Origin of the sequence: Shinella yambaruensis (genome assembly GCF_022899355.1) — a bacterium.
Taxonomy (GTDB): domain Bacteria; phylum Pseudomonadota; class Alphaproteobacteria; order Rhizobiales; family Rhizobiaceae; genus Shinella; species Shinella yambaruensis.
In genome coordinates this window covers 78768-100613 of sequence record NZ_JALJCK010000008.1, presented here as the reverse complement: position 1 = coordinate 100613, position 21846 = coordinate 78768, and the positions used below count along the sequence as shown (strand labels likewise).

Annotated in this window: 16 protein-coding genes and 1 pseudogene; 3 read left to right on the top strand and 14 right to left on the bottom strand. The window is 68.6% G+C overall.

Annotation, left to right across the window (positions count from 1 at the left end; all coding sequences use genetic code 11):
* Positions 1-56 precede the first annotated feature (56 nt).
* From MUU56_RS19410 to MUU56_RS19350, 13 genes and pseudogenes are all read right to left on the bottom strand, one after another.
* A complete protein-coding gene (locus MUU56_RS19410; protein ID WP_244768935.1) occupies positions 57-2708 on the bottom strand; it encodes a nitrate reductase in 2652 nt (883 codons plus the stop codon).
* A 349-nt stretch (positions 2709-3057) separates the two neighbouring features.
* Positions 3058-3387 carry a nitrite reductase small subunit NirD gene (gene nirD, locus MUU56_RS19405; protein WP_244768934.1) on the bottom strand — a complete coding sequence of 110 codons (330 nt, stop codon included), beginning with the start codon at positions 3385-3387 and terminating at the stop codon, positions 3058-3060.
* Positions 3388-3398: 11 nt separating this feature from the next.
* Positions 3399-5849, bottom strand: coding sequence for a nitrite reductase large subunit NirB (nirB, locus tag MUU56_RS19400; RefSeq protein ID WP_244768933.1), 2451 nt, complete (start codon positions 5847-5849; stop codon positions 3399-3401).
* Positions 5850-5865: 16 nt separating this feature from the next.
* Positions 5866-7092 (bottom strand): MFS transporter, encoded by a 1227-nt coding sequence (locus tag MUU56_RS19395; protein WP_244768932.1) that lies wholly within the window; start codon positions 7090-7092, stop codon positions 5866-5868.
* Between the two features lie 313 nt (positions 7093-7405).
* Positions 7406-8617, bottom strand: a complete 1212-nt coding sequence (locus MUU56_RS19390) for a CmpA/NrtA family ABC transporter substrate-binding protein (protein ID WP_244768931.1) — start codon at positions 8615-8617, stop codon at positions 7406-7408.
* Positions 8614-9228, bottom strand: coding sequence for an ANTAR domain-containing response regulator (locus MUU56_RS19385; protein ID WP_133034663.1), 615 nt, complete (start codon positions 9226-9228; stop codon positions 8614-8616). The genes MUU56_RS19390 and MUU56_RS19385 overlap by 4 nt, the downstream gene beginning before the upstream one ends.
* A 608-nt stretch (positions 9229-9836) precedes the next feature.
* A complete protein-coding gene (locus MUU56_RS19380) occupies positions 9837-10934 on the bottom strand; it encodes an aminotransferase class V-fold PLP-dependent enzyme (protein ID WP_244768930.1) in 1098 nt (365 codons plus the stop codon).
* Positions 10924-11721, bottom strand: a complete 798-nt coding sequence (locus tag MUU56_RS19375) for an ABC transporter ATP-binding protein (protein WP_244768929.1) — start codon at positions 11719-11721, stop codon at positions 10924-10926. Before MUU56_RS19375 ends, MUU56_RS19380 begins: the two co-directional genes overlap by 11 nt.
* Complete coding sequence (locus MUU56_RS19370; protein ID WP_317633325.1) at positions 11718-12563, bottom strand: ABC transporter ATP-binding protein; 846 nt, start codon at positions 12561-12563, stop codon at positions 11718-11720. The genes MUU56_RS19375 and MUU56_RS19370 overlap by 4 nt, the downstream gene beginning before the upstream one ends.
* 180 nt (positions 12564-12743) lie before the next feature.
* Positions 12744-13550 (bottom strand): annotated as a pseudogene (locus MUU56_RS19365) (ABC transporter permease); the annotation flags it as partial.
* Positions 13547-14536: an ABC transporter permease gene (locus MUU56_RS19360; RefSeq protein WP_244768928.1), complete on the bottom strand. Its 990-nt coding sequence runs from the start codon at positions 14534-14536 to the stop codon at positions 13547-13549. The gene MUU56_RS19360 and the pseudogene MUU56_RS19365, both read right to left, overlap by 4 nt.
* A 267-nt stretch (positions 14537-14803) precedes the next feature.
* Positions 14804-16414, bottom strand: coding sequence for an ABC transporter substrate-binding protein (locus MUU56_RS19355; RefSeq protein WP_244768927.1), 1611 nt, complete (start codon positions 16412-16414; stop codon positions 14804-14806).
* A gap of 178 nt (positions 16415-16592) precedes the next feature.
* Positions 16593-17435, bottom strand: coding sequence for a LysR family transcriptional regulator (locus MUU56_RS19350; RefSeq protein ID WP_244768926.1), 843 nt, complete (start codon positions 17433-17435; stop codon positions 16593-16595).
* A gap of 168 nt (positions 17436-17603) precedes the next feature.
* On the opposite strand from MUU56_RS19350, the gene ctaD reads away from it, so the two are divergent.
* Entirely contained in the window at positions 17604-19199 is a 1596-nt protein-coding gene (gene ctaD / locus MUU56_RS19345; RefSeq protein WP_244768925.1) for a cytochrome c oxidase subunit I, read from the top strand.
* A 75-nt stretch (positions 19200-19274) separates the two neighbouring features.
* Here ctaD and MUU56_RS19340 read toward each other — a convergent pair whose 3' ends face one another.
* Entirely contained in the window at positions 19275-19880 is a 606-nt protein-coding gene (locus tag MUU56_RS19340) for a TetR/AcrR family transcriptional regulator (protein WP_244768924.1), read from the bottom strand.
* A gap of 148 nt (positions 19881-20028) precedes the next feature.
* Here MUU56_RS19340 and MUU56_RS19335 point away from each other — a divergent pair, with 148 nt between their 5' ends.
* Together MUU56_RS19335 and MUU56_RS19330 are read left to right on the top strand one after the other, a co-directional pair.
* The gene (locus MUU56_RS19335) at positions 20029-20397 is read left to right on the top strand and encodes a DoxX family protein (protein WP_244768923.1); all 369 of its coding nucleotides are present in this window, start codon (positions 20029-20031) and stop codon (positions 20395-20397) included.
* A gap of 22 nt (positions 20398-20419) precedes the next feature.
* Positions 20420-21841, top strand: a complete 1422-nt coding sequence (locus MUU56_RS19330) for an MFS transporter (protein WP_244768922.1) — start codon at positions 20420-20422, stop codon at positions 21839-21841.
* Positions 21842-21846 lie beyond the last annotated feature (5 nt).

Genomic DNA, 21846 nt, shown 5'->3' with positions numbered 1-21846 from the left:
CGCGATCCTCGTTCGGCGCAGGGGCCGGCGCGAGGGCCGGTGCCGCCGGCTCCCCCTCATTCCGCTGCCGCGGCAAGACACCTGTCGACGATGCTGCGGATCTCCCCGCGGCAGGAACCGCAATTTGTGCCGGCCTTGAGCGCCGCCCCGACCGCTTCGACACCGTGGCATCCGCCGCGCACGGCCGCGACGATCTGGTTGACGCCGACGCCGAAGCAGGCGCAGACCGTGGCGCCGGGATCCGGCCTGTCCGCCCCCGGCCGGCCGGCGACGAGGGCGAAGCGCCGGCGCAGGTTCGCATGCCCGGCCGAAAGCTGCGCGATCGCCCAGTTGCGTGCCACCGCCACCGGTTCGCGCGCAAGGAAGAAGGCCGCGAGCAGGCGCGGGCCGTCGAAGAAGGCGAGACGGATCTCGCCGGTCTCCCGGTCGGCGTAACCGAGCGGTTCGACCGCGTCCGGGATGGCGAAGGCACGCCGGCACCAGGCGGCCCAGTCCTCCTCGGGACGATCGAAGGCAAGCTCCAGCCGCCAGCCGCCCTCGGCCTTCGCCAGCGCCCAATAGGCGGCCTCGAGCCCTTCCGGCCTTTCCCGCGACACGGCGAAGGCATAGGAGGCGGCCTTGAACGGGCGGGCGGCGACGGCGACGTTCTTCGAGGCCGGCTGGCCGGAGATCCTGTCCGTCAGCGGCGGCACGAGGGTGTCGACGCGGGCTTTCGCCGCGAACTGGTCGTTCCAGTGCATCGGCGCGAAGAGGCTGCCCCGCGCCTGCCGGTCCGTGACGAGGGCGCGCACCACCACGCTGCCGCGCGGGCTTTCGATCTCGACCAGGCCGGCGGGCACGACGCCGATCTCCAGCGCATCGCGCGGGTGAAGCTCGGCAAAGGGTTCCGCGATATGGGTGGAAAGGCGGGCGCTTTTGCCGGATCGCGTCATGGTGTGCCACTGGTCACGGATGCGGCCGGTATTCAGCGTGAAGGGATAGGCGGCATCGGTGCGGTCGGCCGCGGCGGGCATGACGGCGACGAAGCGCGCCCGGCCGTCCGGATGATAGAAGCCGCCGTTCGCGAAGAACCGGGTTTCCCCCTCCCCGCGGCCTGCCGGCTGCGGCCACTGGAAGGGCGAAAGCGCGTCATAGGCCACCGGCCCGATGCCGGCATGGGTGCCGATATCGAAATCCCGGCTGCCGCCGTTCTCGAAGGCGGAGAGCGCCGCATGCTCGGCGAAGATCCCCGACGCCCCGTCATAGGCGAACGCACGCGCAAAGCCCATGCGCCGGCCGACCTCGGCCAGCTGCCACCAGTCCGCCCGTGCCTCGCCCGGCGCGCCGAGGAACGCCCGCTGGCGGGAGACGCGCCGTTCGGAATTGGTGACGGTGCCGTCCTTCTCGCCCCAGCCGCGCGAGGGCAGGAGCACATCGGCGTGGCGGGCGGTGTCCGTCTCGCGCAGGATGTCGGAGACGACGACGAAGGGACAGGCCCTGATCGCCGCCTCGACGGCATCGGCGTCCGGCATCGAGACGACCGGATTGGTCGCCATGATCCACAGCGCCCTGATGCGCCCCTCCGCCACTGCACAGAACAGGTCGACCGCCTTCAGCCCCGGCTTCTCGGCGATGCGCGGTGCCTGCCAGAAGCGCTGCACGCGGTCGCGGTCTTCCGCGCTTTCGATCTCCATATGGGCGGCCAGCATGTTGGCAAGGCCGCCGACCTCGCGCCCGCCCATGGCGTTGGGCTGGCCGGTCAGCGAGAACGGCCCCATGCCCGGCCGGCCGATGCGGCCGGTGGCGAGGTGGCAATTGAGGATGGCGTTGACCTTGTCGGTACCGGAGGAGGACTGGTTGACGCCCTGGCTGTAGCAGGTCACCACCTTTTCGCTCGCCGTGAACAGCCGGTAGAATTCGCGAAGCTGCATGGCCGGCAGGCCGGTCCGCTCCAGCGCCTCCGGAAAGGAAACCGCCGCCGCGAACGCCTCGGAAAAGCCCATCGTGTGCGCCGCGATGAAATTCTGGTCCACCGCGCCGTTCTTGACGAGATGGGAGAACAGGCCGGCGAACAGCGCCACATCCGTATCCGGCCGGATGGCGAGATGGAGGTCCGCGATATCCGCCGTCATGGTGCGGCGCGGATCGATGACCACCACCTTCAGGCCCGGCCGCCGCGCCTTGGCCGCGGCCAGCCGCTGGTAGAGCACCGGGTGGCACCAGGCGAGGTTCGAGCCGGCGAGGACGACCAGGTCGGCAAGCTCCAGGTCCTCGTAGGTCCCCGGCACCGTATCGGCCCCGAAGGCCCGGCGGTGGCCGGCGACGGAGGAAGACATGCACAGCCGCGAATTGGTGTCGATGTTCGCCGAGCCGACAAAACCCTTCATCAGCTTGTTGGCGACGTAGTAGTCCTCCGTCAAGAGCTGGCCGGAGACGTAGAAGGCGACGGAATCCGGGCCGTGTTCGGCGATGGCGGCGGAGAATTTCTCCGCGACGAGGTCGAGCGCCTCGTCCCATGTCGATTGCCGGCCGGCGATCTCGGGATGGAGGATGCGGCCGTCGAGATCGATCGTCTCGGCGAGCGCCGAGCCCTTCGAGCAGAGCCGGCCGTAGTTCGAGGGATGGTCCGGATCGCCCCTGACGGAAACCGCGCCGTCCTCGCCGACCGCGGCGATCACCCCGCAGCCGACGCCGCAATAGGGGCAGGTGGTTTTCGTTTCAACGGGCATGGGCGGCTCCCTTCAGGGGCCGGTGACGGCGCACCCCGGCACCTCTCTCTGCCTGCCGGCATCGCCCCCTTGTTAGGAAGGTTGTCGCATATGGAATTCGACCTTGCCGTTCTCCCCTTCTCCCCCGCGGGGAGAAGGTGGCCCGAAGGGTCGGATGAGGGGGTGGCTCTGACGGGTCGTCTGCGCCTTCGCCACCCCCCTCATCCGCCTGCCGGCACCTTCTCCCCGCGGGGGAGAAGGGGATGGGGCAACCGTTTTCCTCCATAGGCGATCGCCCTGCCTTTGTGGGAAAGAGTCCAGAGGAGGTCTTCAACCTGTGGGAGGAGGGGAGTTTTGCCTGCATCACCACCTACTCCGCCGCCGCCATCAGGCGTTCCAGCGCGATGAACAGCGCCCCGTCCTCGTTGCGCAGCGGGATGGTCCTGACCGCCCCTTCGTCCGCCCCGAGCGCCTTGCCGGTCTCCAGCGAGATCACCCAGTTGTGCAGCGGGCAGGTGACGGCCTTGGCGTGCACGATGCCCTGCGAGAGCGGCCCGCCCTTGTGCGGGCAATGGTCCTCGATGGCGAAGACCTCGTTTTCCGCCGTGCGGAAGACGGCGATCTTCCCCTCCGGCGTCTTCACGCAGCGCGCGCCGCGAAGGGGGATGTCGGCGATGTTGCCGATGGGAAACCAGGTCATGTCCGTGCTCCTCATTCCGCGGCCTCGCCGTAGCCGATGGTCGCCATCGGCCTGAATTCGTGTTTGTCCTTGCCGGAGACCCGCTCCGACCAGGGATCGACCTGCGCGAATTTCTGGGAGAAGACGAACCGGTCGTAGAAGGCCCTGCGCTTGTCCGCGTCGCCCATGATCTGGCGGCGGATTTCGTCGAGGCCGATGCGCTTGGCCCATTTGTAGATGCGCTCCAGATAGCGCGCCTGCTCGCGGTACATCTGCGTCAGCGCCACGATATGCTCCAGCGCCTCGTCCTCGGTCTTGACGAGGCCGAGCACCTCCGTGCCCTTGATGTCGAGGCCCGCCGCGCCCGCGAAATGGATCTCGAAGCCCGAATCGACGCAGACGACGCCGATATCCTTGCAGGTCGCCTCCGCGCAGTTTCGCGGACAGCCGGAGACGGCCATCTTCAATTTGGCCGGCGTCCAGGAGCCCCACATGAACTTCTCGATGCGGATGCCGAGCCCGGTGGAATCCTGCGTGCCGAAGCGGCACCAGTCGGAGCCGACGCAGGTCTTCACCGTGCGCAGGCCCTTGGCATAGGCCTGCCCCGAGATGAAGCCGGCCTTGCCGAGATCTGCCCAGACGGCGGGCAGGTCCTCCTTCTCGATGCCCAGCAGGTCGATGCGCTGGCCGCCCGTCACCTTCACCAAGGGTATCTCGAACTTGTCCACCACATCGGCGATAGCGCGCAATTCGCCGGAATTCGTCACGCCGCCCCACATGCGCGGCACGACGGAATAGGTGCCGTCCTTCTGGATGTTGGCATGCACGCGCTCGTTGATGAAACGGGACTGGTAGTCGTCGGCATATTCGTCGGGCCAGTCGCAGACGAGGTAATAGTTGAGGGCCGGCCGGCATTTGGCGCAGCCGCAGGAGGTCTTCCATTCCAGTTCCTGCATGACGGCGGGGATGGTCTTCAGCCCCTTCGCCTTGATCAGGCGGCGCACGTCGTCATGGCCGAGATCGGTGCAACCGCACAGGGGCTGAACGGCGGCGGGGTTGTAGCTGTCGCCGAGCGTCAGCGTCATCAGCTGCTCGACGAGGCCGGTGCAGGAGCCGCAGGAGGCGGACGCCTTGGTGTGGGCGCGCACGTCGTCGAGCGAGGCCAGGCCCTTTTCCGTGATCGTCGAAACGATCTTCCCCTTGCAGACGCCGTTGCAGCCGCAGATTTCCGCATCATCCGGCAAGGCTGCAACGGCCGCCATAGGGTCCAGCGGGGCGCCCCCCTGATAGGCCTGGCCGAAGATCAGCGTCTCGCGCATCTCGGAAATGTCGGTCTGCTTCTTCTTCAGGTCGTTGAACCAGGCGCCATCGGCGGTCTCGCCGTAAAGCACCGTGCCGATGATGCGGTTGTCCTTCAGCACCAGCCGCTTGTAGACGCCGGCCGAGGCATCGCGCAGCACGATTTCCTCGCGGTCGTCGCCATCGGCGAAATCGCCGAGCGAAAAGAGCTCGATGCCGGTGACCTTCAGCTTGGTCGGCGTATCGGAATGCACGAAGGCGGCCGAGCGGTCGCCGGCCAGATGCGCGGCGGCGACGCGCGCCATCTCGTAGAGCGGGGCAACGAGGCCGTAGACCATGCCGCCCACTTCCGCGCATTCGCCGAGCGCCAGGATGCTGCCGTCCGAGGTCTGCATGCCGTGATCGACGACAATGCCGCGGTTGACGGCAAGGCCCGCCTCTTTGGCGAGGCTCACGCTCGGCCGGATGCCGACGGCCATGACGACGAGCGTGGCGGGAATGACGCGGCCGTCGTCCAGCGCGATGCCCTCGACCTTGCCGTTGCCGACGATGGCCCTGGTGTTCGCCTTGCAGATGATCTTGATGCCGCGCCCTTCCAGCTCCCTTTGCAGGAGATAGCCGGCGGCGGGGTCGAGCTGGCGGTCCATCAGCGTCGGCATGACGTGCAGCACCGTGACGTCCATGCCGCGGCCGGCAAGGCCGGCGGCGGCTTCGAGGCCCAGCAGGCCGCCGCCGATGACGACGGCCTTTTCGCGCGACTGGGCGGCGAGCAGCATGGCCTGCACGTCGTCGAGGTCGCGATAGGTGATGACGCCGCGCATGTCGTTGCCCGGCACGGGCAGGATGAAGGGCACGGAGCCGGTGGCGATGACCAGCTTGTCATAGCGTTCCGTGACGCCGTGATCGGAGGTGACGGTCTTCGCGTCGCGGTCGATGGCGACGATACGGTGGCCCTTGTAGAGCGTGATGCCGTGCTTGATGTACCAGCCGTCGCCGTGGATGATGATCTCCTCATACGCCTTCTCGCCGGAGAGGACGGGCGAGAGCATGATGCGGTCGTAGTTCACCCGCGGCTCGGCATTGAAGATGGTGACCTCGTACCGGCCGGGGGCCTTTTCGAGGAGGTGCTCCAGCATGCGCCCGGGGGCCATGCCATTGCCGACGATGACGAGTTTCTCGGTCATGGGATTTTTCTCAACGTTACGCGGCGACGGCGGAGACGGAGGGGCGCTCCATCTGGCGGATGGAAAGATGCATCCAGAGGAGCGAGACGGCGACGACGGCGAAGAGCAGCAGGAAGCAGCTCGACCACAGGCCGGTCGCGTCCTTCAGCAGGCCGAAGGCGATGGGCAGCACGAAGCCGCCGAGCCCGCCGACCATGCCGACGACCCCGCCGACCGGGCCGACGGCATCGGGGTAATAGGCCGGGATGTGCTTGTAGACCGCCGCCTTGCCGAGGCTCATGACGAAGCCGAGCACGAAGACGGTGACGATGAAGACGGCGGGCGTGACGCCGGACGGCAGCGACAGGACGAGCGTCGCGACCGCGGAAATGCCGAACATCCAGTACATGACGGCGCGCGCGCCCTTGCGATCGGAGAGCATGCCCCCGAGCGCGCGAAAGATGCTGCCGGGGATGGAATAGGCGGCGGCGACCATGCCGGCGGTGGCGATATCGAAGCCGTAGACGCCGACGAGGTAGCGCGGCAGCCAGAGCGCCAGCGCCACGAAGCCGCCGAAGGCGAAGAAATAATAGAGCGAGAAGCGCCAGACCTGCGCCTTCCTCAGCGGCGCGAATTCCTGCATGAGGCTGCGCTTGGGCGCCTTGCCGTCGCGGCGATTGCGGAAGGCCGGGTCGTCGCTGGTTGTGAACCAGAAGAGGCAGGCGGTAAGGATCAGCGCCGCCGCCCAGATTTCCGCCACCATCTGCCAGCCGGCGGCGACGAGCACGAAGGGCGCGAGGAACTTCGTCAGCGCCGCGCCGACATTGCCGGCGCCGAAGATGCCGAGCACCGTGCCCTGCTTTTCCGGCGGGAAGAAAGGCGAGACATAGGCGACGCCGACCGCGAAGGACCCGCCGGCAAGGCCGACGCCGAGCCCGGCGAGCAGCATCTGCGGGAAGGTCGCGGCGTGCGAGAGCATGAGCGTCGAAAGCGCCGCCGCCAGCATGGTCAGCGTATAGACGAGGCGGCCGCCATAACGCGGCGTCCAGACGCCGAGCAGGATGCGCACCAGCGAGCCGGTGAGGATGGGCGTGCCGACGAGCAGGCCGAACTGGGCTTCGGTGAGCCCGAGGTCCTCCTTGATGCGGATGCCGATGATGGCGAAAATCGTCCAGACGGCGAAACAGATGGTGAAGGCGAAGGTGGACATCCAGAGCGCGACGGCAGGTTCGCGCGGGGACAGGGGCTGCTTGATCTTTGACATGGCGTCTCCGTGGCCCGACAAGGTCGTGCCGCTCCATCTTTGGGGGTGAAAAACAAAAAGCCGCTGGCCAGGTTCTTTTCGCGCGACACGAGGGAGGCCATGTGCGCGAAAAACCCGATCAGCGGCTTTGCTGGTGGCGCCCGTCGTTGGACGCCGATATCGTGGCCCGAAGGCCTATGGAGAGAAAAGCAATCGGCGTGCCAAGTCGGCAAGCGATTGATTTAATTCATGTCCTGAAAGACCGCGTGCCGACATGCGCACAGGCCATCGGCAAAGCGGCGCCAAATTTTGTGCACTGCGCATAAAATAGGCGTCAGCGCGATTGCGCTGCGATATAGCCGTCGACGTCGTCGGGATCGAAGCGCCCGCCGTCGAAGAAGCCGTCGGGGCCGAGCGTCAGCGCGCCGGAGGAGCCGACGGGGGTTTCCGCGGTCAGCGCGCCCTCCACCTTGGCGCTCGCCGAGGGCATGGCGATGCCGAGCGCCTTCAGCGCGGCGCGGTAGACATCCGGGCGGTAGGTCTCAGCGGCGACCTGACGGTTCGCCTCGGTATGCGCCACCTGCCGCCAGCGGACCATCTGGGTGTAGAACCACAGCGCATGGCTCTTCCAAGGGAAGGTGGCCGCCTTGGCCTGCGGCACGAAGAAATCGCCGACCGTGCGCACCGCGCCGCCGCCGACCGGCAGGACGCCGGTGAGGGCCGGCAGCAGGAGCTCCGGTTCGCGCCCGACATAGGCGGGCAGCGCCAGCAGCGAAGCGAGTTCCGCATGGTTGCGCGGATCACCGCACCAGAGGGCGGCGTGATGCAGCGCGACCAGCAGGGCGGCGAGCGCCTCCGGGTTCGCCTCGCCCCAGCCCGCATCGACGCCGAGCACCTTTTCCGGGCTGGACTTCCAGATCGCCGCCTTGACGGTGGCAAGATGCGCGCCGCGTTTCAGGACGCCGAACGTGTTCCACGGTTCGCCCGCGCAATAGCCGTCGATGAGCCCTTCGGCGAGCGCATCGCCCATATCCGGCGGCGGCAGGACGAGGATGTCGATCTCGCGGTCCGGATCGATGCCGCTCGCCGCCAGCCAGTAGCGCAGCTCGTAATTATGCCCGGAATAGGGATGCACGACGCCGAAGCGCAGCGGCTCGCCCCTGCGCCCGTCGATGACCCGGCGCAGCGCAGCGCCGTTGCGACGCGCGTCGAGATCGTCCGTCGCGCCCGCCTCGGCCATCGCCCGCCAGAGCGCTGCCGAGACGGTGACGGCGTTGCCGCCGAGGCCGAGCGCCATGGGCACGATCATCTTCGGGGCCGGGGCGGAGAGGCCGAGATTGCAGGCAATCGGCATGGGGCCGAGAATATGGGCCACGTCGAACTGGCGGACGGCGAGGCGATCGCGGATGCTCGCCCAGGAGCGCTCGCGCACCAGCGTGAGGTCGATCGACTGCGCCGCGGCAAAGCCCTTCTCCTTCGCGGCGACGAGGAGGGCGCTGTCGAGCAGCGGCACGAAGCCGGCGGTGATGGCGTGGCGCGTCGTCATGTCTTCACTCCCGGATCGGGCGCTCCCGGATCGAGCAGGCTCGCCGCCGTGACGAGGCTTTGGGCGATCTCGGCAATCTTGCGGTTCTGGTTCATCGCGGTGCGGCGCAAGAGCGCATAGGCCGCCTCCTCGGACAGCCCGCGCGAGCGCATCAGGAGGCCCTTGGCGCGGTCGATCACCTTGCGGTTCTCCAGCTCGCTGCGCGTCTCCTCCAGTTCGCGGCTGAGGCGGGAGAAGGCGTTGAAGCGGCTGATCGCCATTTTCAGGATCGGCCGCACGCGCTCCTGCTTCAGCCCGTCGACGATATAGGCCGAGACGCCCGCCTCCACCGCCGCCTCGATGGAGGCCTCGTCGGACTTGTCGACGAACATGGCGATGGGGCGCTGGATGGCGCGCGTCAGCTGGAAGATGCTCTCCAGCATGTCGCGGTTGGGGTTTTCCAGGTCGATGACGATGACGTCGGGGTTGAGCTCGGCGATGCGGCGGGCAAGGCCCTGCATCTCCTCGACCACGGTCACGGCATAGCCGGCATCGCGCAGCCCCTCCTCGATGATGGCGGCGCGGATGCGGTTCTCGTCGATGACCAGTACGTTCAGTGCGCCCGGTTGCATATCCCCACCGTGTCGGCGTGAAGGTTTCCCGCAGATGCCTCCGAATGGCCGGGAAAATCAAGCGGCGAAGGGGCCAAAAAAAATGGGCCAGCGGAAACCGCGGCCCATGAAGTGTGAAGGTCAAAAACCTCCAGAGGGGAACAGCTGATGCGGCGGCACTGGGAGGAAAACCGCCGTGTGCATCAACTGGGGGCACTATGCGATTTTTTTGACCATATGGGAAACATTTATTGTGCAATGCAGCTATGCAAATGCCGCGTTGCTTCTGCCGGCGGCGCGGCGTGCCCGATTTTTGCGCAGGCTTGTCGGGTGGCTACGAGAGCAGCACACCGCCCGCCTGGCGCACACCACTACCCCCAGTGCCACCAGGGCGCACAACGGTGCCGTTTCCCCTTCTCCCCCACGGGGAGAAGGTGGCCCGAAGGGTCGGATGAGGGGGTAAGCACGCCGTCTTCCGCCTGCGCCCGCCCCCTCATCCCGCTGCCGCGACCTTCTCCCCCGTGGGGAGAAGGAGGCAGGAGGCACGCCTCCAAGTCCTTATTCGATGCCCTGCGGACGCCGGCGATTTTGTCCGTTGCACACGCGATGCCCGATTTCCTCGAACGGCTTCAATCCGCGCCGTAATGCGCGGCGACAGCCGCGGCGGCGGCGGCAAGATCCGCCGGGGCGCCGCATTTCTGCAGGGCGATGCCATAGGCAAGCACATTGCCGAGCACGCTATCGAAGCGCGCGCGGCGGCCCGTATGGTTGAGCCGCACCAGGCGCGCGGCGCCGGGGCCGATGCCGGCGGACAGCTCCATGTCGAGCGGCGCGGCGGCCGTAAGGAAGGTCTCGGGATCGACGACCTCGGGCAGCGCCGCGGTGGTGACGAGATGGGATGCCCGGCCGAAATCCGCCCAGGGACGGGCGCCGAGCGCCAGGAGACCGTCGCGCGACGCCGCCGCCGCCCGGGCATGGCGGGCGAGCACGGCGTCCGCCCCCTCCGCCTCGAAGCGGTCGAGCGCGGCCTCCAAAGCGAAGAATTCCAGCGGCGCCGCCGTGCCGGGAAGCGCGCCGCGCCCGCTGTCGAGCCAGTCGCGGCGGTCGAGCAGGGAAAGCGTCGAGCTGCGCCGCCCGCCCGCCGCCGAAACCAGGGCCCAGGCCGCCCGGCCGACCGACAGCGCCGAGACGCCGGCCGGCCCGGCCAGCGATTTCTGCGGGCCGATCACCGCGATATCGATGCCGAGCGCGTCGACGTCGAGCGCATGCCCGCCCACCGAGGCGACCGCATCGACGATCGTCACGATGCCGCGGGCACGGGCCGCGGCGGCAATCTCCGCCAGCGGGTTGAGCACGCCGTTCGCCGATTCGGCATGGCAGAGGATGACGGCCTTCACGTCGGGATGGGCATCGAAGGCCGCCTCCACGCTTTCGATGCCGATGGGCCGGGCGGGTTCGGCCGAGAGCGTGACGACGTCCGCGCCGCCGCGCCGCAGCCAGTCGCCGAACCAGGCGCCGAACGGGCTGGTGACGATGTTGAGCGCCGTCAGCCCCGGCCGGGCGATGCTGGTCGCCACCGCCTCCAGCGCCACGACGGCCTCCGTCTGGAAGAGGAGGATGTCGTTGCGGGTCTTCAGGATGCGGGCGAGCCGGTCGGCGAGCGGGCCGAGGCGGTGGGGCGGGAAATCGGGGACATCGTTCAGGGCGTTCCAGCGGTCAGCGGCCATCGGGGCTTTCCTTGCTTTCCTGGGGTAGGAGGCGCGGCACGGCGCGGATGAGGGCGCGGGCGGCGGGCGATTGCGGATCGGCGATGACGCGGCCCGCCGGCCCGCATTCGACGATGCGCCCGGCCTCCATCACGGCGATGCGATGGGAGAGCGCGCGCAGCACGGCAAGATCATGCGAGACGAAGAGATAGGCGATGCCGCGCTCTTCCTGCAGCGTGGCGAGCAGGTGCAGGATGCGTTCGCGCACCGAGACGTCGAGCGCCGAGACCGCCTCGTCGAGCACGATCAGCGCCGGGCGCGTGGCGATGGCGCGGGCGATGGCGACGCGCTGGCGCTGGCCGCCGGAGAGGTCGCGGACCGCGCGGCCGGCATAGGCGGCGGGCACGCCGACCCGTTCGAGCAGGGCCGCGATCTCGCGCGGGCGCTCGCCCTTCGGCACCACGGCGTGGATGCGCAGGGGATCGTCGAGCGCGTCGGCGACGGTGGCGCGCGGATTGAAGGCGCCGGAAACGTCCTGGAACACCATCTGCATGCGGGCGCGACGGCGGCGCAGGTCCGCGCCCGAAAGGGCGAGCCAGTCCTCGCCGGCGAAGCGCACGCTGCCGCCATCGGGCGGCATAAGCCGGGTGAGGATGCGCGCCAGCGTGGACTTGCCGCTGCCCGAGGCGCCGGCAAGGCCGAGCGTCTCCCCCGCCGCAAGGCTGAGGGAGACATCGCGCAGCGCCTCCACCGTGCGGCCGCCGGAGGAAAAGCGCTTGCCAAGATTTTGCGCGACGAGAAGGCTCATGCGCGGATCTCCCCGACCAGCGGTGGGGAGGCGAGGTCGCGGTGGCTGGCGACCAGCATCTTCGTATATGTTTCGCGCGGTGCGGCCAGTACGGCCGCCGCCGGGCCGGTTTCGACGAGCGCCCCGTCCTTGAAGATCGCCACCCGGTCGGCGAAGCCGGCGGCCAGCGCGATGTCGTGGGTGATGAAGACGAGCGTCATGCCCGCCCCGCGCACCAGGTCGTCGAGCAGCGCGACAATCTCCGCCTGCACCACCATGTCGAGCGCGCTGGTCGGCTCGTCGGCGATGACGAGGCCCGGGCGGGCGGCGAGCGCGGCGGCGATCGCCACGCGCTGGCGCTGGCCGCCGGAGAGCTGGTGCGGATAGGCGGCGAGCAGCTTTTCCGGCTCGGGAAGGCGCACCCGCTCCAGCATGTCGAGCGCGCGGGCGCGGGCCTCGGGCCAGGAGAGGCCGAGATGCCGGCGCGCGCCTTCGGCCACCTGCTCGCCGATCGTCAGCACCGGGTTGAGGCTGGCGGAGGGGTCCTGCAGCACGAAGCCGAGATCGCGGCCGGCAAGCGGCGCGGCGCCCGCCGCCCAGTCCACCGTGCCCTCAACCTCGGCCCCTTCGGGCAGGAGCCCGGCCAGCGCCCGCGCGAAGGTGCTCTTGCCCGAGCCGCTCTCGCCGATGATCGCCAGCCGCTCGCCGGCGCGGATCGCAAGGTCGAGGTTCGTCAGGGCCGGTGTCTCCTGGTCGCGATAGGTGACGGAGAGATCTTGAGTTTCGCACAGCAAGTCTTCCTGCCCCCGTCGAGCAGGACGATCGCTTTCAGCGCCGGCACCCCCCTCTGCCCTGCCGGGCATCTCCCCCTCAAGGGGCGAGATTGGATGGAGGGCCGTTTCACCTACCTCCGGCGCTTCCGGTTGAGCAGGGTTCCCGCCGCTTGCCGATCTCCCCCCTTGAGGGGGAGATGCCCGGCAGGGCAGAGGGGGGGATTTGCCGACGCGCCGTGGTTTCTTCCTTTCGACACTCGCTTCCCCCGCAAGCGCATTGGTCAGCCCCTCGCTGAGCAGGTAGACGCCGACCACCGTGGCGACCAAAGCGAGGCCGGGGAAGATCGACAGGAAGGGCGAGGAGCGCAGGACGTTTCGTCCCTCGGCGATCATCGAGCCCCAGGTGACGACATTGGGATCGCCGAGGCCGAGGAAGGAGAGCGCCGCCTCCGTCAGGATGGCGGTGGCGACGATGATGGCCGAGAGCGCCAGCACGGGGGGAAGCACATTGGGCAGGATTTCGCGCAGGGCGATCTCCACCGGATGCATGCCGGCAATACGCGCGGCGGCGACATAGTCCCGCCCGCGCACGGACAGCACCTCGGCGCGGGTGAGCCGCGCGGGATCGGCCCAGGCGCCGAGCGCGATGGCCAGCACCACGACCGGCACCGAGGCGCCGACGACGCTGACGAAGGCGAGCGCCAGGAGGAAGCTCGGCACGATCTGGAAGGCATCGACCACGCGCATCAGCGCCTCGTCGGCAATCCCTCCGGCAAAGCCCGCCGCAAGCCCCACCGAAAGGCCGATCGCCAGCGCCGCCAGCGCCGCGGCGAGGCCGACGAAGAGCGAGGTGCGCGCGCCATGCACGATGCCGGCCAGGACGTCGCGGCCGAGCCGGTCGGTGCCGAGCGGAAAGGCGGGGTCGGTGAAGGGCGCCGTCAGCGCCCGGCCGGCGATCTTCAGCGGATCGCCGGGAAAGAGGACGGGCGCGAGCAGCGCGAGAAGCGCGAGCAGGACGAGGATGGCAAGGCCGGCCGCCGCCTCCGGCCGGCGCAGCATGTCGCCGACAAGCTTCATGCGCCGCGCTCCGCGGTGCCGACGCGCGGATCGAGCGCGGCATAGACGATGTCGACGAGAAGGTTGACGAGGATGACCAGCACGGCGCTCACGACGATGATGCCGCAGAGCAGCGCCGCATCGCGCCCGCTCACCGCCTCCTGCGCCAGACGCCCGAAGCCGGGAATGGCGAAGATGCTCTCGATGACGACGCTGCCGCCGAGCATGGCGGCTGCCTGCAGGCCGAGCATGGTGATAAGCGGCAGGAGCGCATTGCGCGCCACGTGGCGCAAGACGATGCGGACGCGCGAAAGCCCCTTGGCACGGGCGAAGAGCACGAAATCCAGCCGCCAGATGCCGGCCATGCCGGCGCGCATGACGCGCAGGAACAGCGCGGTGTAGATGAGCGCCAGCGTGCCGACGGGCAGGACGAGATGGGCCGCGATGTCGGCGGCGCGGGAAAGGCCCGTGCGGCCGGAGGCGATCGTCTCGATGCCCGAGGTGGGCAGCCAGCGCAGTTGCACGGCAAAGACGATGGCGAGCACCAGGCCGAGCCAGAAGCCCGGTATGGCATAGACGACCAGCGAGAGGGTGGAGAGCAGCCGGTCGCGCAGGCTGCCCGGCCGCGCGCCGGCGAGGATGCCGAGCGTGGAGCCGAAGGCGAAGGCGAGCGCGGTGGCGCTTCCCATCAAAAGCAGCGTGTTCGGCAGGCGCTCGATGATCAGTCCGAGCACCGGCCGGTCGAAGGCGACGGACCAGCCGAGATCGAGCCGGGCGAGCGCGGAGAGATAGAGCCACAGCCGCGCCGCCATGGACTGGTCGAGCCCGTAGGCCTGCCGCAGCGTCTCGGCGATCGCCGCATCCCCGCCGCCGATGGAGAGCAGATAGGCATCGACCGCATCGCCCGCTGCGGTCTCCAAGAGCAGGAAGGTGAGGATGACGACGATCAGCAGGACGGGAATGCTGCTGAGGGCACGGCGCGTGGTGAGGCGGAGGGCGCGGGTCACGGGGGGCGCCGGATGGGGGGCGTGGTGAGGGAACCACCCCCCTCTGCCCTGCCGGGCATCTCCCCCACAAGGGGGGAGATCGGGAAGAGGCAAGAGCCTCGCTCAAACCGCGTAGTGGAAGATGGGCGAGACGGCGCTCCATTCGATCTCCCCCCCTGTGGGGGAGATGCCCGGCAGGGCAGAGGGGGGTGCTGGCGTCCCATGCGGTCGCCATTTATCCCGAGAAGATAAGAGCTGTTCACGAAAGCGCCCGTCATGGCCCCGCCGTCACGTCTTGAGCGCGGTATCGGCCCAGTTCGACACCGCCCAGCGCGGGTTGCTGGCGACGTTGAGCACGCTGTCGCGCGCCACCGTGATGAAGCCCCATTCGGCGACGTTGATCAGCGGCAGGTCGGCGGCGACCAGTTTCTGGAACTGGCGGTAGAGCGCGGTGCGGGCCGCCGTGTCGATCGTCTCGGCCGCCTTTGCGATGACGGCGTCGAGCTCGGCATTGGCATAGCCGCCCTGGTTGGAGAAGCCGACGCCGGCCGGAATGCCCGACTGCACCAGGATGGTCGTGGAGATCGCCGGATCGCCGCGGAAGACCGGCGGGGCGACGGCGAGGTCGAAATCGTGGTCGGTATAGACGGCCTTCTGGTGGGCGGCCGAATCCGCGTTCACCAGTTCCGCATCGATGCCGATGGCGGCAAGCGCCTGGCGGAGATAGTCGCCGAACTGGCGCGTCTCGTTGAAATAGGGCGCGGGGCGCAGCTTCAGCGTGAAGCGCCTACCGTTCGCATCCTTCGCATAGCCGGCCTCGTCGAGCAGGGCATTGGCCTTGGCGACATCGAAGGCATAGGCCGGCACGTCGGCCTCGTAGAATTGCGGCGCGTTCTTCGGCACCGGGCCGGTGGCGGCTTCGGCATAGCCGAGGAAGATGGTGTCGACGACGAAGGTCTTGTCGATGGCGTGGGCGATCGCCTGGCGCACCTTGAGGTCGGCGAGTTCCTTGCGGCGATGGTTGATCTCCACGACGAGCTGGTAGGTCAGCGCCTCGTAGCCCCTGGTGACGACCGCAAGGCCCGGCACCTTGGAGATGCGGTCGAGATCGGCGAGCGGCACGGCGGAGAAGGCGGCGAGCTGGATCTCCTCCGCCTCCAGCGCCGCGCCCGCCCCGGCGCGGTCCGGCAGCACGCGGAAGATGATCTCGTCGAGCTTCGGCTGCTCCTTGTCCCAATAGGCCTCGTTGCGCGTCAGGCGGTAATATTCGCCCGGCTTGTATTCGGCGAAGCGGAAGGGTCCGGTGCCGACGAGCTGGGTGTTCGCCGGGTTCGTCGCGATATTCGTGCCCTCGTAGAGATGCTTCGGGATCACGCTGCTGACGACCGGCAGGGCGTTGCGGATGAGCTGGAGCGGCGTGGGCCTGGAAAAGCGGAAGATGGCGGTGGCGGCATCCGGCGTTTCGACGGCCTCGAGATGGGCGAAGACGATGCGGCCGAGATTCTGCAGCGGCTTCCAGACTTCAAGTGCCGAAAAGGCGACATCGGCGGAGGTGAAGGGCTTGCCGTCGTGCCAGGTCACGCCCTCGCGCAGGCGGAAGGTGACGGAAAGGCCGTCGTCCGATCCTTCCCAGCTCGTCGCAAGGCGCGGCGACAGTCCGTCCTCGCCCGCAAAGGCGGCCTCGGCCAGCGGCTCGATAACCTTGCTGGCGACGAAGAACACGCCGTTGGAGGCGACGATCGCGGGATTGAGGTTCTTCGGCTCGGAATCGGCCGCCACCACCAGCCGGCCGCCGGCAGGCGCGCTCTCGGCAAGGGCGATGGCCGGCAGCGCCGTCGAGGCGAGAAGGGCGGCCCCGGCCTGCAAGAACGAGCGCCGGGTTGGGTTCGCGATCAGCATCTTTGTCTCCTGCGGTCAGCGTCTGCTGCCGATATTGGCGGCGATTCGCCGGTTAACATAGGCAGGAAATTCTTCTCTTGCCGTCGGCAACAACAAAATCTTGTCCGGGTGACATTCCGCCGCCGCATGCCCGTTGCGGGCGGCGGAAAATCGCGCTGCCGGGCTGCCTGCCGCTGCGTCAGGGAGAAACCTGCCTGAGGCCGCGAAGGGCCTCCTCCACGTCGCGCCGGGCCCCGGCCGCCTCCGGATAGACGGCATAGGCCGGATAGGGGAATTCGGGTGCGTCCTCCACCCGTTCGAGGTCGCCCGCCGCCAGATGCGGTGCGACCGTTCCCTTGCGGAAATAGCCCATGCCGCCGGTGCGCAGGATATAGTGGAGGGCGAGCGGGCCGAAATCCACCTTCAGCGCCGGCTCGGCAAAACCCGCCGGCCCGAAGCCGCCCTGCCCGGCAAAGCGCGGCCCCCAGTCGACATGCACATAGTCCGGCGCGACGCTCTCCTGCGGGCCGGCCGGCCTGCGCACCAGCACGAGCCGTTCCTCCTCCACCAGCTCGACCTTGAAGCCCGGCATCAGCTTCGGCGCATAGAGCACGGCGATGTCGAGCACGCCGGTGCGCAGCTGTTCCAGCAGCTGGTCGGGCATGCCGACGGCGGCGTGGATGGCGATTTCGGGGCAATTGCCCTTCATCCAGACCAGCCAGTCGAGCAGCAGCGGGTTCCACAGGCTCATCTCGCCGCCCACCGCCACGACCGATGTCCGGCCGGGCGGCACGGTGAGCTGCTGGCGCGCCCGCTCCCAGACCTGGACGAAGGATTGCGCGAAACGCTCGAATTCGCGGCCGGCGGCCGTCAGCGCCGCCCCGTTGCGCGTGCGCACGAAAAGCCTGCGCCCCAGCGCCTCCTCCAGCGTGCGGATGCGCGCGCTCACCGTCGTCTGGGTGATATGCAGCCGCTCGGAGGCCTTCAGGAAGCTGCCGGTATGGACGATCTCGAGGAAGGTGCGCGCCCGGTCGATATCCATGAGGCTCCCCATTGAGTGCAATTATTTTGTCTTCATACAGCATTTAATTCCGTTTGCCTTCTTTCTTCCCGCCGGCCCACACTCCTTTCACGCAACAGGACCGACAAAGGCGGGGAGAGGTGCCGGCTCCCCCGCCGCACCCGGCCGCACGCAGGAAAGGCGCATGCGATGTCCGAACACACCCTCGGCGAAGCGGAACACCGGCCGGGCCTTGCCGCCCGCTGGCTGTTCTCCACCAACCACAAGGACATCGGCACGCTCTACCTCCTCCTCTCCATGCTGTCGGGCATCCTCGGCACCGGGCTTTCGGTGGCGCTGCGCATGGAGCTGCAGGCACCTGGCCTGCAAGTCTTCTCCGATCCCGGCGTCTTCAACGTCGTGGTCAGCGCGCACGGGCTGGTGATGATCTTCTTCGTCATCATGCCGGCGCTGATCGGCGGCTTCGGCAACTGGTTCATCCCGATCATGATCGGCGCGCCGGACATGGCCTTTCCGCGCATGAACAACGTGTCGTTCTGGCTGCTGGTCGCCTCGCTCGCGATGTTCGTGCTGTCGATGTTCGTGCCGGGCGCCGCCGGGGTGAACGGCCATGGCGGCGGCTGGACGCTCTATCCGCCCTATTCGAGCGACGGCCAGCCGGGGCCGGCGGTGGATTTCGTCATCCTGTCGATCCACCTGTCCGGCGCCTCGTCGATCCTCGGGGCGATCAACTTCATCACCACGATCCTCAACATGCGCGCGCCGGGCATGACGCTGCACAAGATGCCGCTCTTCGCCTGGGCGATGCTGGTCACCGCCTTCATGCTGCTGTTCTCGCTGCCGGTGCTGGCGGGCGCCGTCACCATGCTCATCACCGACCGCAATTTCGGCACGACCTTCTTCCAGCCGGCCGGCGGGGGCGACCCGATCCTCTACCAGCACCTGTTCTGGTTCTTCGGCCATCCGGAGGTCTACATCATGATCCTGCCGGCCTTCGGCATCGTCAGCCACGTCATCTCGACCTTCTCGAGAAAGCCGATCTTCGGCTATCTCGGCATGGCCTATGCCATGGTGGCGATCGGCGCCATCGGCTTCGTCGTCTGGGCCCACCACATGTTCACGGTCGGCCTGTCGCTGGACTCGCAGCGCTATTTCGCCTTCGCCTCCATGGTCATCGCCGTGCCGACGGGCATCAAGGTCTTCTCATGGCTGGCGACGATGTGGGGCGGGTCGATCCGCTTCGCCACGCCCATGCTGTGGGCGACGGGCTTCGTGCTGCTCTTCACCATCGGCGGCGTCACCGGCGTGGTGCTCGCCAATCCGGGCATCGACCGCGTGCTGCACGACACCTACTACGTCATCGCGCATTTCCATTACGTGCTGTCGCTCGGCGCGGCCTTCGCCATCTTCGCCGCCTGGTACTACTGGTTCCCCAAGATGAGCGGCTACCGGATGAGCGAGACGCTGGGGAAGCTGCATTTCTGGCTGACCTTCGTCGGCGTCAACCTCGTCTTCTTCCCGCAGCATTTCCTCGGGCTCGCCGGCATGCCGCGGCGCTATGCGGACTATCCGGATGCCTTTGCCGGCTGGAACCTCGTCTCCTCGGTCGGCTCCTACATCTCGGCCGCCGGCCTTGCCGTCTTCTTCTTCGCCGTCGCCGAAGCCTTCGCACGCAAGCGCGTTGCGGGCGACAATCCCTGGGGCGAAGGGGCCGCCACCCTGGAATGGGCACTCTCCTCGCCGCCGCCCTACCACCAGTTCGCCGCGCTGCCGCTGATCCGCTAGCATTTCCAGCCGAAGCAAAGTCGCTTCGGCGTCGGACAATGCGGCAAACAAGGATCTAGGGCGGCAAGGCGGCTCTCAGACCTGGCCTTCGGGCCGCAGGAAGCGCCGGACCATGGTGGTGATCAGCGCCCGGCTCTCGTCGAAGCGGATGCCGGGCACCATCAGCGGCAGCATGGGGGCGGCGTCGACGATGGCGATCAGCATGGCGCTGGTGTGCTCGGGGTCGAGCGCCGGGTCCACCTCGCCGCGTTCCTGGCCGGCCTTCAGCACCTGCGACAGGAGCACGCGCACGCCGTCGGTGTTGCGGGCGAGGATGGCGCGCACCCGCTCGTTGCGCCCCGCTTCCGCCAAAAGCTCGAACAGGATGCGACAGTGGGCGGTGTCCTCCCAGCTCTCCATGCTCCAGATCTCCGAAAGCAGCACGGTCGCGGCATCGCCCGTCTCCCGCTGCCGGCCGAAGACGCCGTGCAGGCGCGCGAGGTATTCGTCCGCCATCTGCTCGACGATCGCCTCCTTGCTGGGGAAATAGTGGTAGAGATGGCCGGGGCTGATGCCCGCCTCCTTGCAGATCATCGAGACCGACGCGCCCTGCAGCCCGTGCCGCAGGAAGCAGCGATGCGCGGCCTCCAGGATCTCGTGGCGTTTTCCCTCGTGCTGCTCGGGAACAAGCTTGCGTGCCATGCGGTCTCCAAAAATAGAATGATCGCTCTATCTATCTTGACGGAACGGCGATCATAATTAGAATGAACGCTCAATCTATGGTGAAACCACCGCCCCGTCCAGCCTCGCGCCGCTGGAAAGGGCGGGCTTTGCCGAAAAGCGGAGTGTCATGTCCCAGTCGATCCTTTCCCCGTCCCTCTCCTCCCGCCTCGCCGCGCTGCTCGCCTGGCCGCTCGCGGCGTTCTTCCTGTTCGGCGCCTATGGCAACGCCTTCCTCTCCGCCGACAATGCGGCGGCCTATGAACGCTGGGGCTATCCGGGCTGGTTTCCCTACCTCACCGCCGCCCTTGAACTTGCGGCCGCCCTGCTGCTGATCGCCGTTGCCACGCGCCGCCTCGGCGCCGCGCTCGGCACGGCGGTCATGGCGGCGGCGACCCTCACCACCCTCATCAACCAGGATTATGCCCACATGACGGCCCCCGCCATCGTGCTGGTCGTCTCGCTTATCGTGCTGGCCGTCTCGCGCCCGCGCACCTGACCGTTTCCCCCGGAGCATTCCCATGAAAGAACCGCTGACATCGGCCGGCGCGGCCGATCTCTCGCCTGCGCCCGGCGCACGCCTCGACACCTGGTCGGACCTCCTGTCCGGCCGCCATCTCGTCATCGTCGCCATCCTGGCGAGCGGCGTGCTGCTCTATGCGATGAACCTCTACTTCACCGCGGCCCTGATGCCCTCCATCGTCGCCGATATCGGCGGCCAGGCCTATTATGCCTGGGTGACGACGTCCTTCGTCGTCTCGGCCATCGTCGCCTCGCTCTTCGTCAGCCGCATGCTCGACTGGAAGGGGCCGGGGCCGGCCTATGTGCTGGCCTTCCTCGTCTTCGCGCTCGGCGCGGCCGGCAATGCCGCCAGCCCGACCATGGAGTTCCTCATCGTCGGCCGCGTGGTGCAGGGGCTCGGCGGCGGGCTGCTCGCCGGGCTCGGCTATGCCGTGATCCGCGCGGCGCTGCCCGAGCGGCACTGGGCGCGGGGAACCGGCGCCGTCTCGGCCATGTGGGGCCTCGGCACGCTGTTCGGGCCGGCGCTCGGCGGCATCTTCGCCGAGCTCGGCCTCTGGCGCTGGGCCTATGGGGCGCTCGCCATCGTCGCGCTGCTCTTCGCCCTTCTCGCGCAGCGCGCCTTTGCCGGCATGGGCGGCTCGCAGCACCGTACGCCCGTGCCCGTCGCCTCGCTCGTGCCGCTGGTGCTTGCCACCGTCGCCATCAGCCTCAGCGCCATCGTGCCGATCGGCTGGCCGACGCTGGCGACCGTCGGCGCCGGCCTCGTGCTTCTCGTCCTCTTCGTGCTCGTCGAGCGGCGCGCGCGCAACACCATCCTGCCGCGCATCACCTACCGGCGCGGCAATGCGCTGAAATGGGTCTATCTCACCGTCGCCGCGCTCAGCGCCGGCGTCATGGTGGAGACCTTCATCCCGCTCTTCAGCCAGCAGCTCGCCGGCGTCAGCCCGCTGGTCGGCGGCCTGCTCGGGGCGGTGCTCTCGCTCGCCTGGGTCATCGCGCAGCTCCTCGTCGTGTCGGTGACGTCGCCCGCCGGCCAGCGCCGCGCCGTGCGCACCGGGCCGCTGCTGCTGACGGCGGGCCTCATCGCCTACGGCCTGTTGCAGGTGGCCGGCGCCGGCACGGGGCTGGTCGTCGCCTGGGTCGCGGTGCTGGCGCTGGCGGGCGCGGGCATCGGCCTTGCCTGGCCCCTGCTCGGCGTTGCCGCCATGAGCAGCACGCACGACCCGGCCGAGGGCGGCAAGGCGGCCGCGGCGATCACCACGACCCAGCTCATCGCCTTCTCCGTCACCTCGGCGCTTGCCGGCACGCTGATGGCGGCCGGCGGGGACGTGGCGGTCGATGCGGCGCGCTATGTCGTGCTCGGCATCGCGCTCCTGACGCTGCTCGGCATCCTCACCGCCGGCATCGCCACCCGGCGCTGAGACGG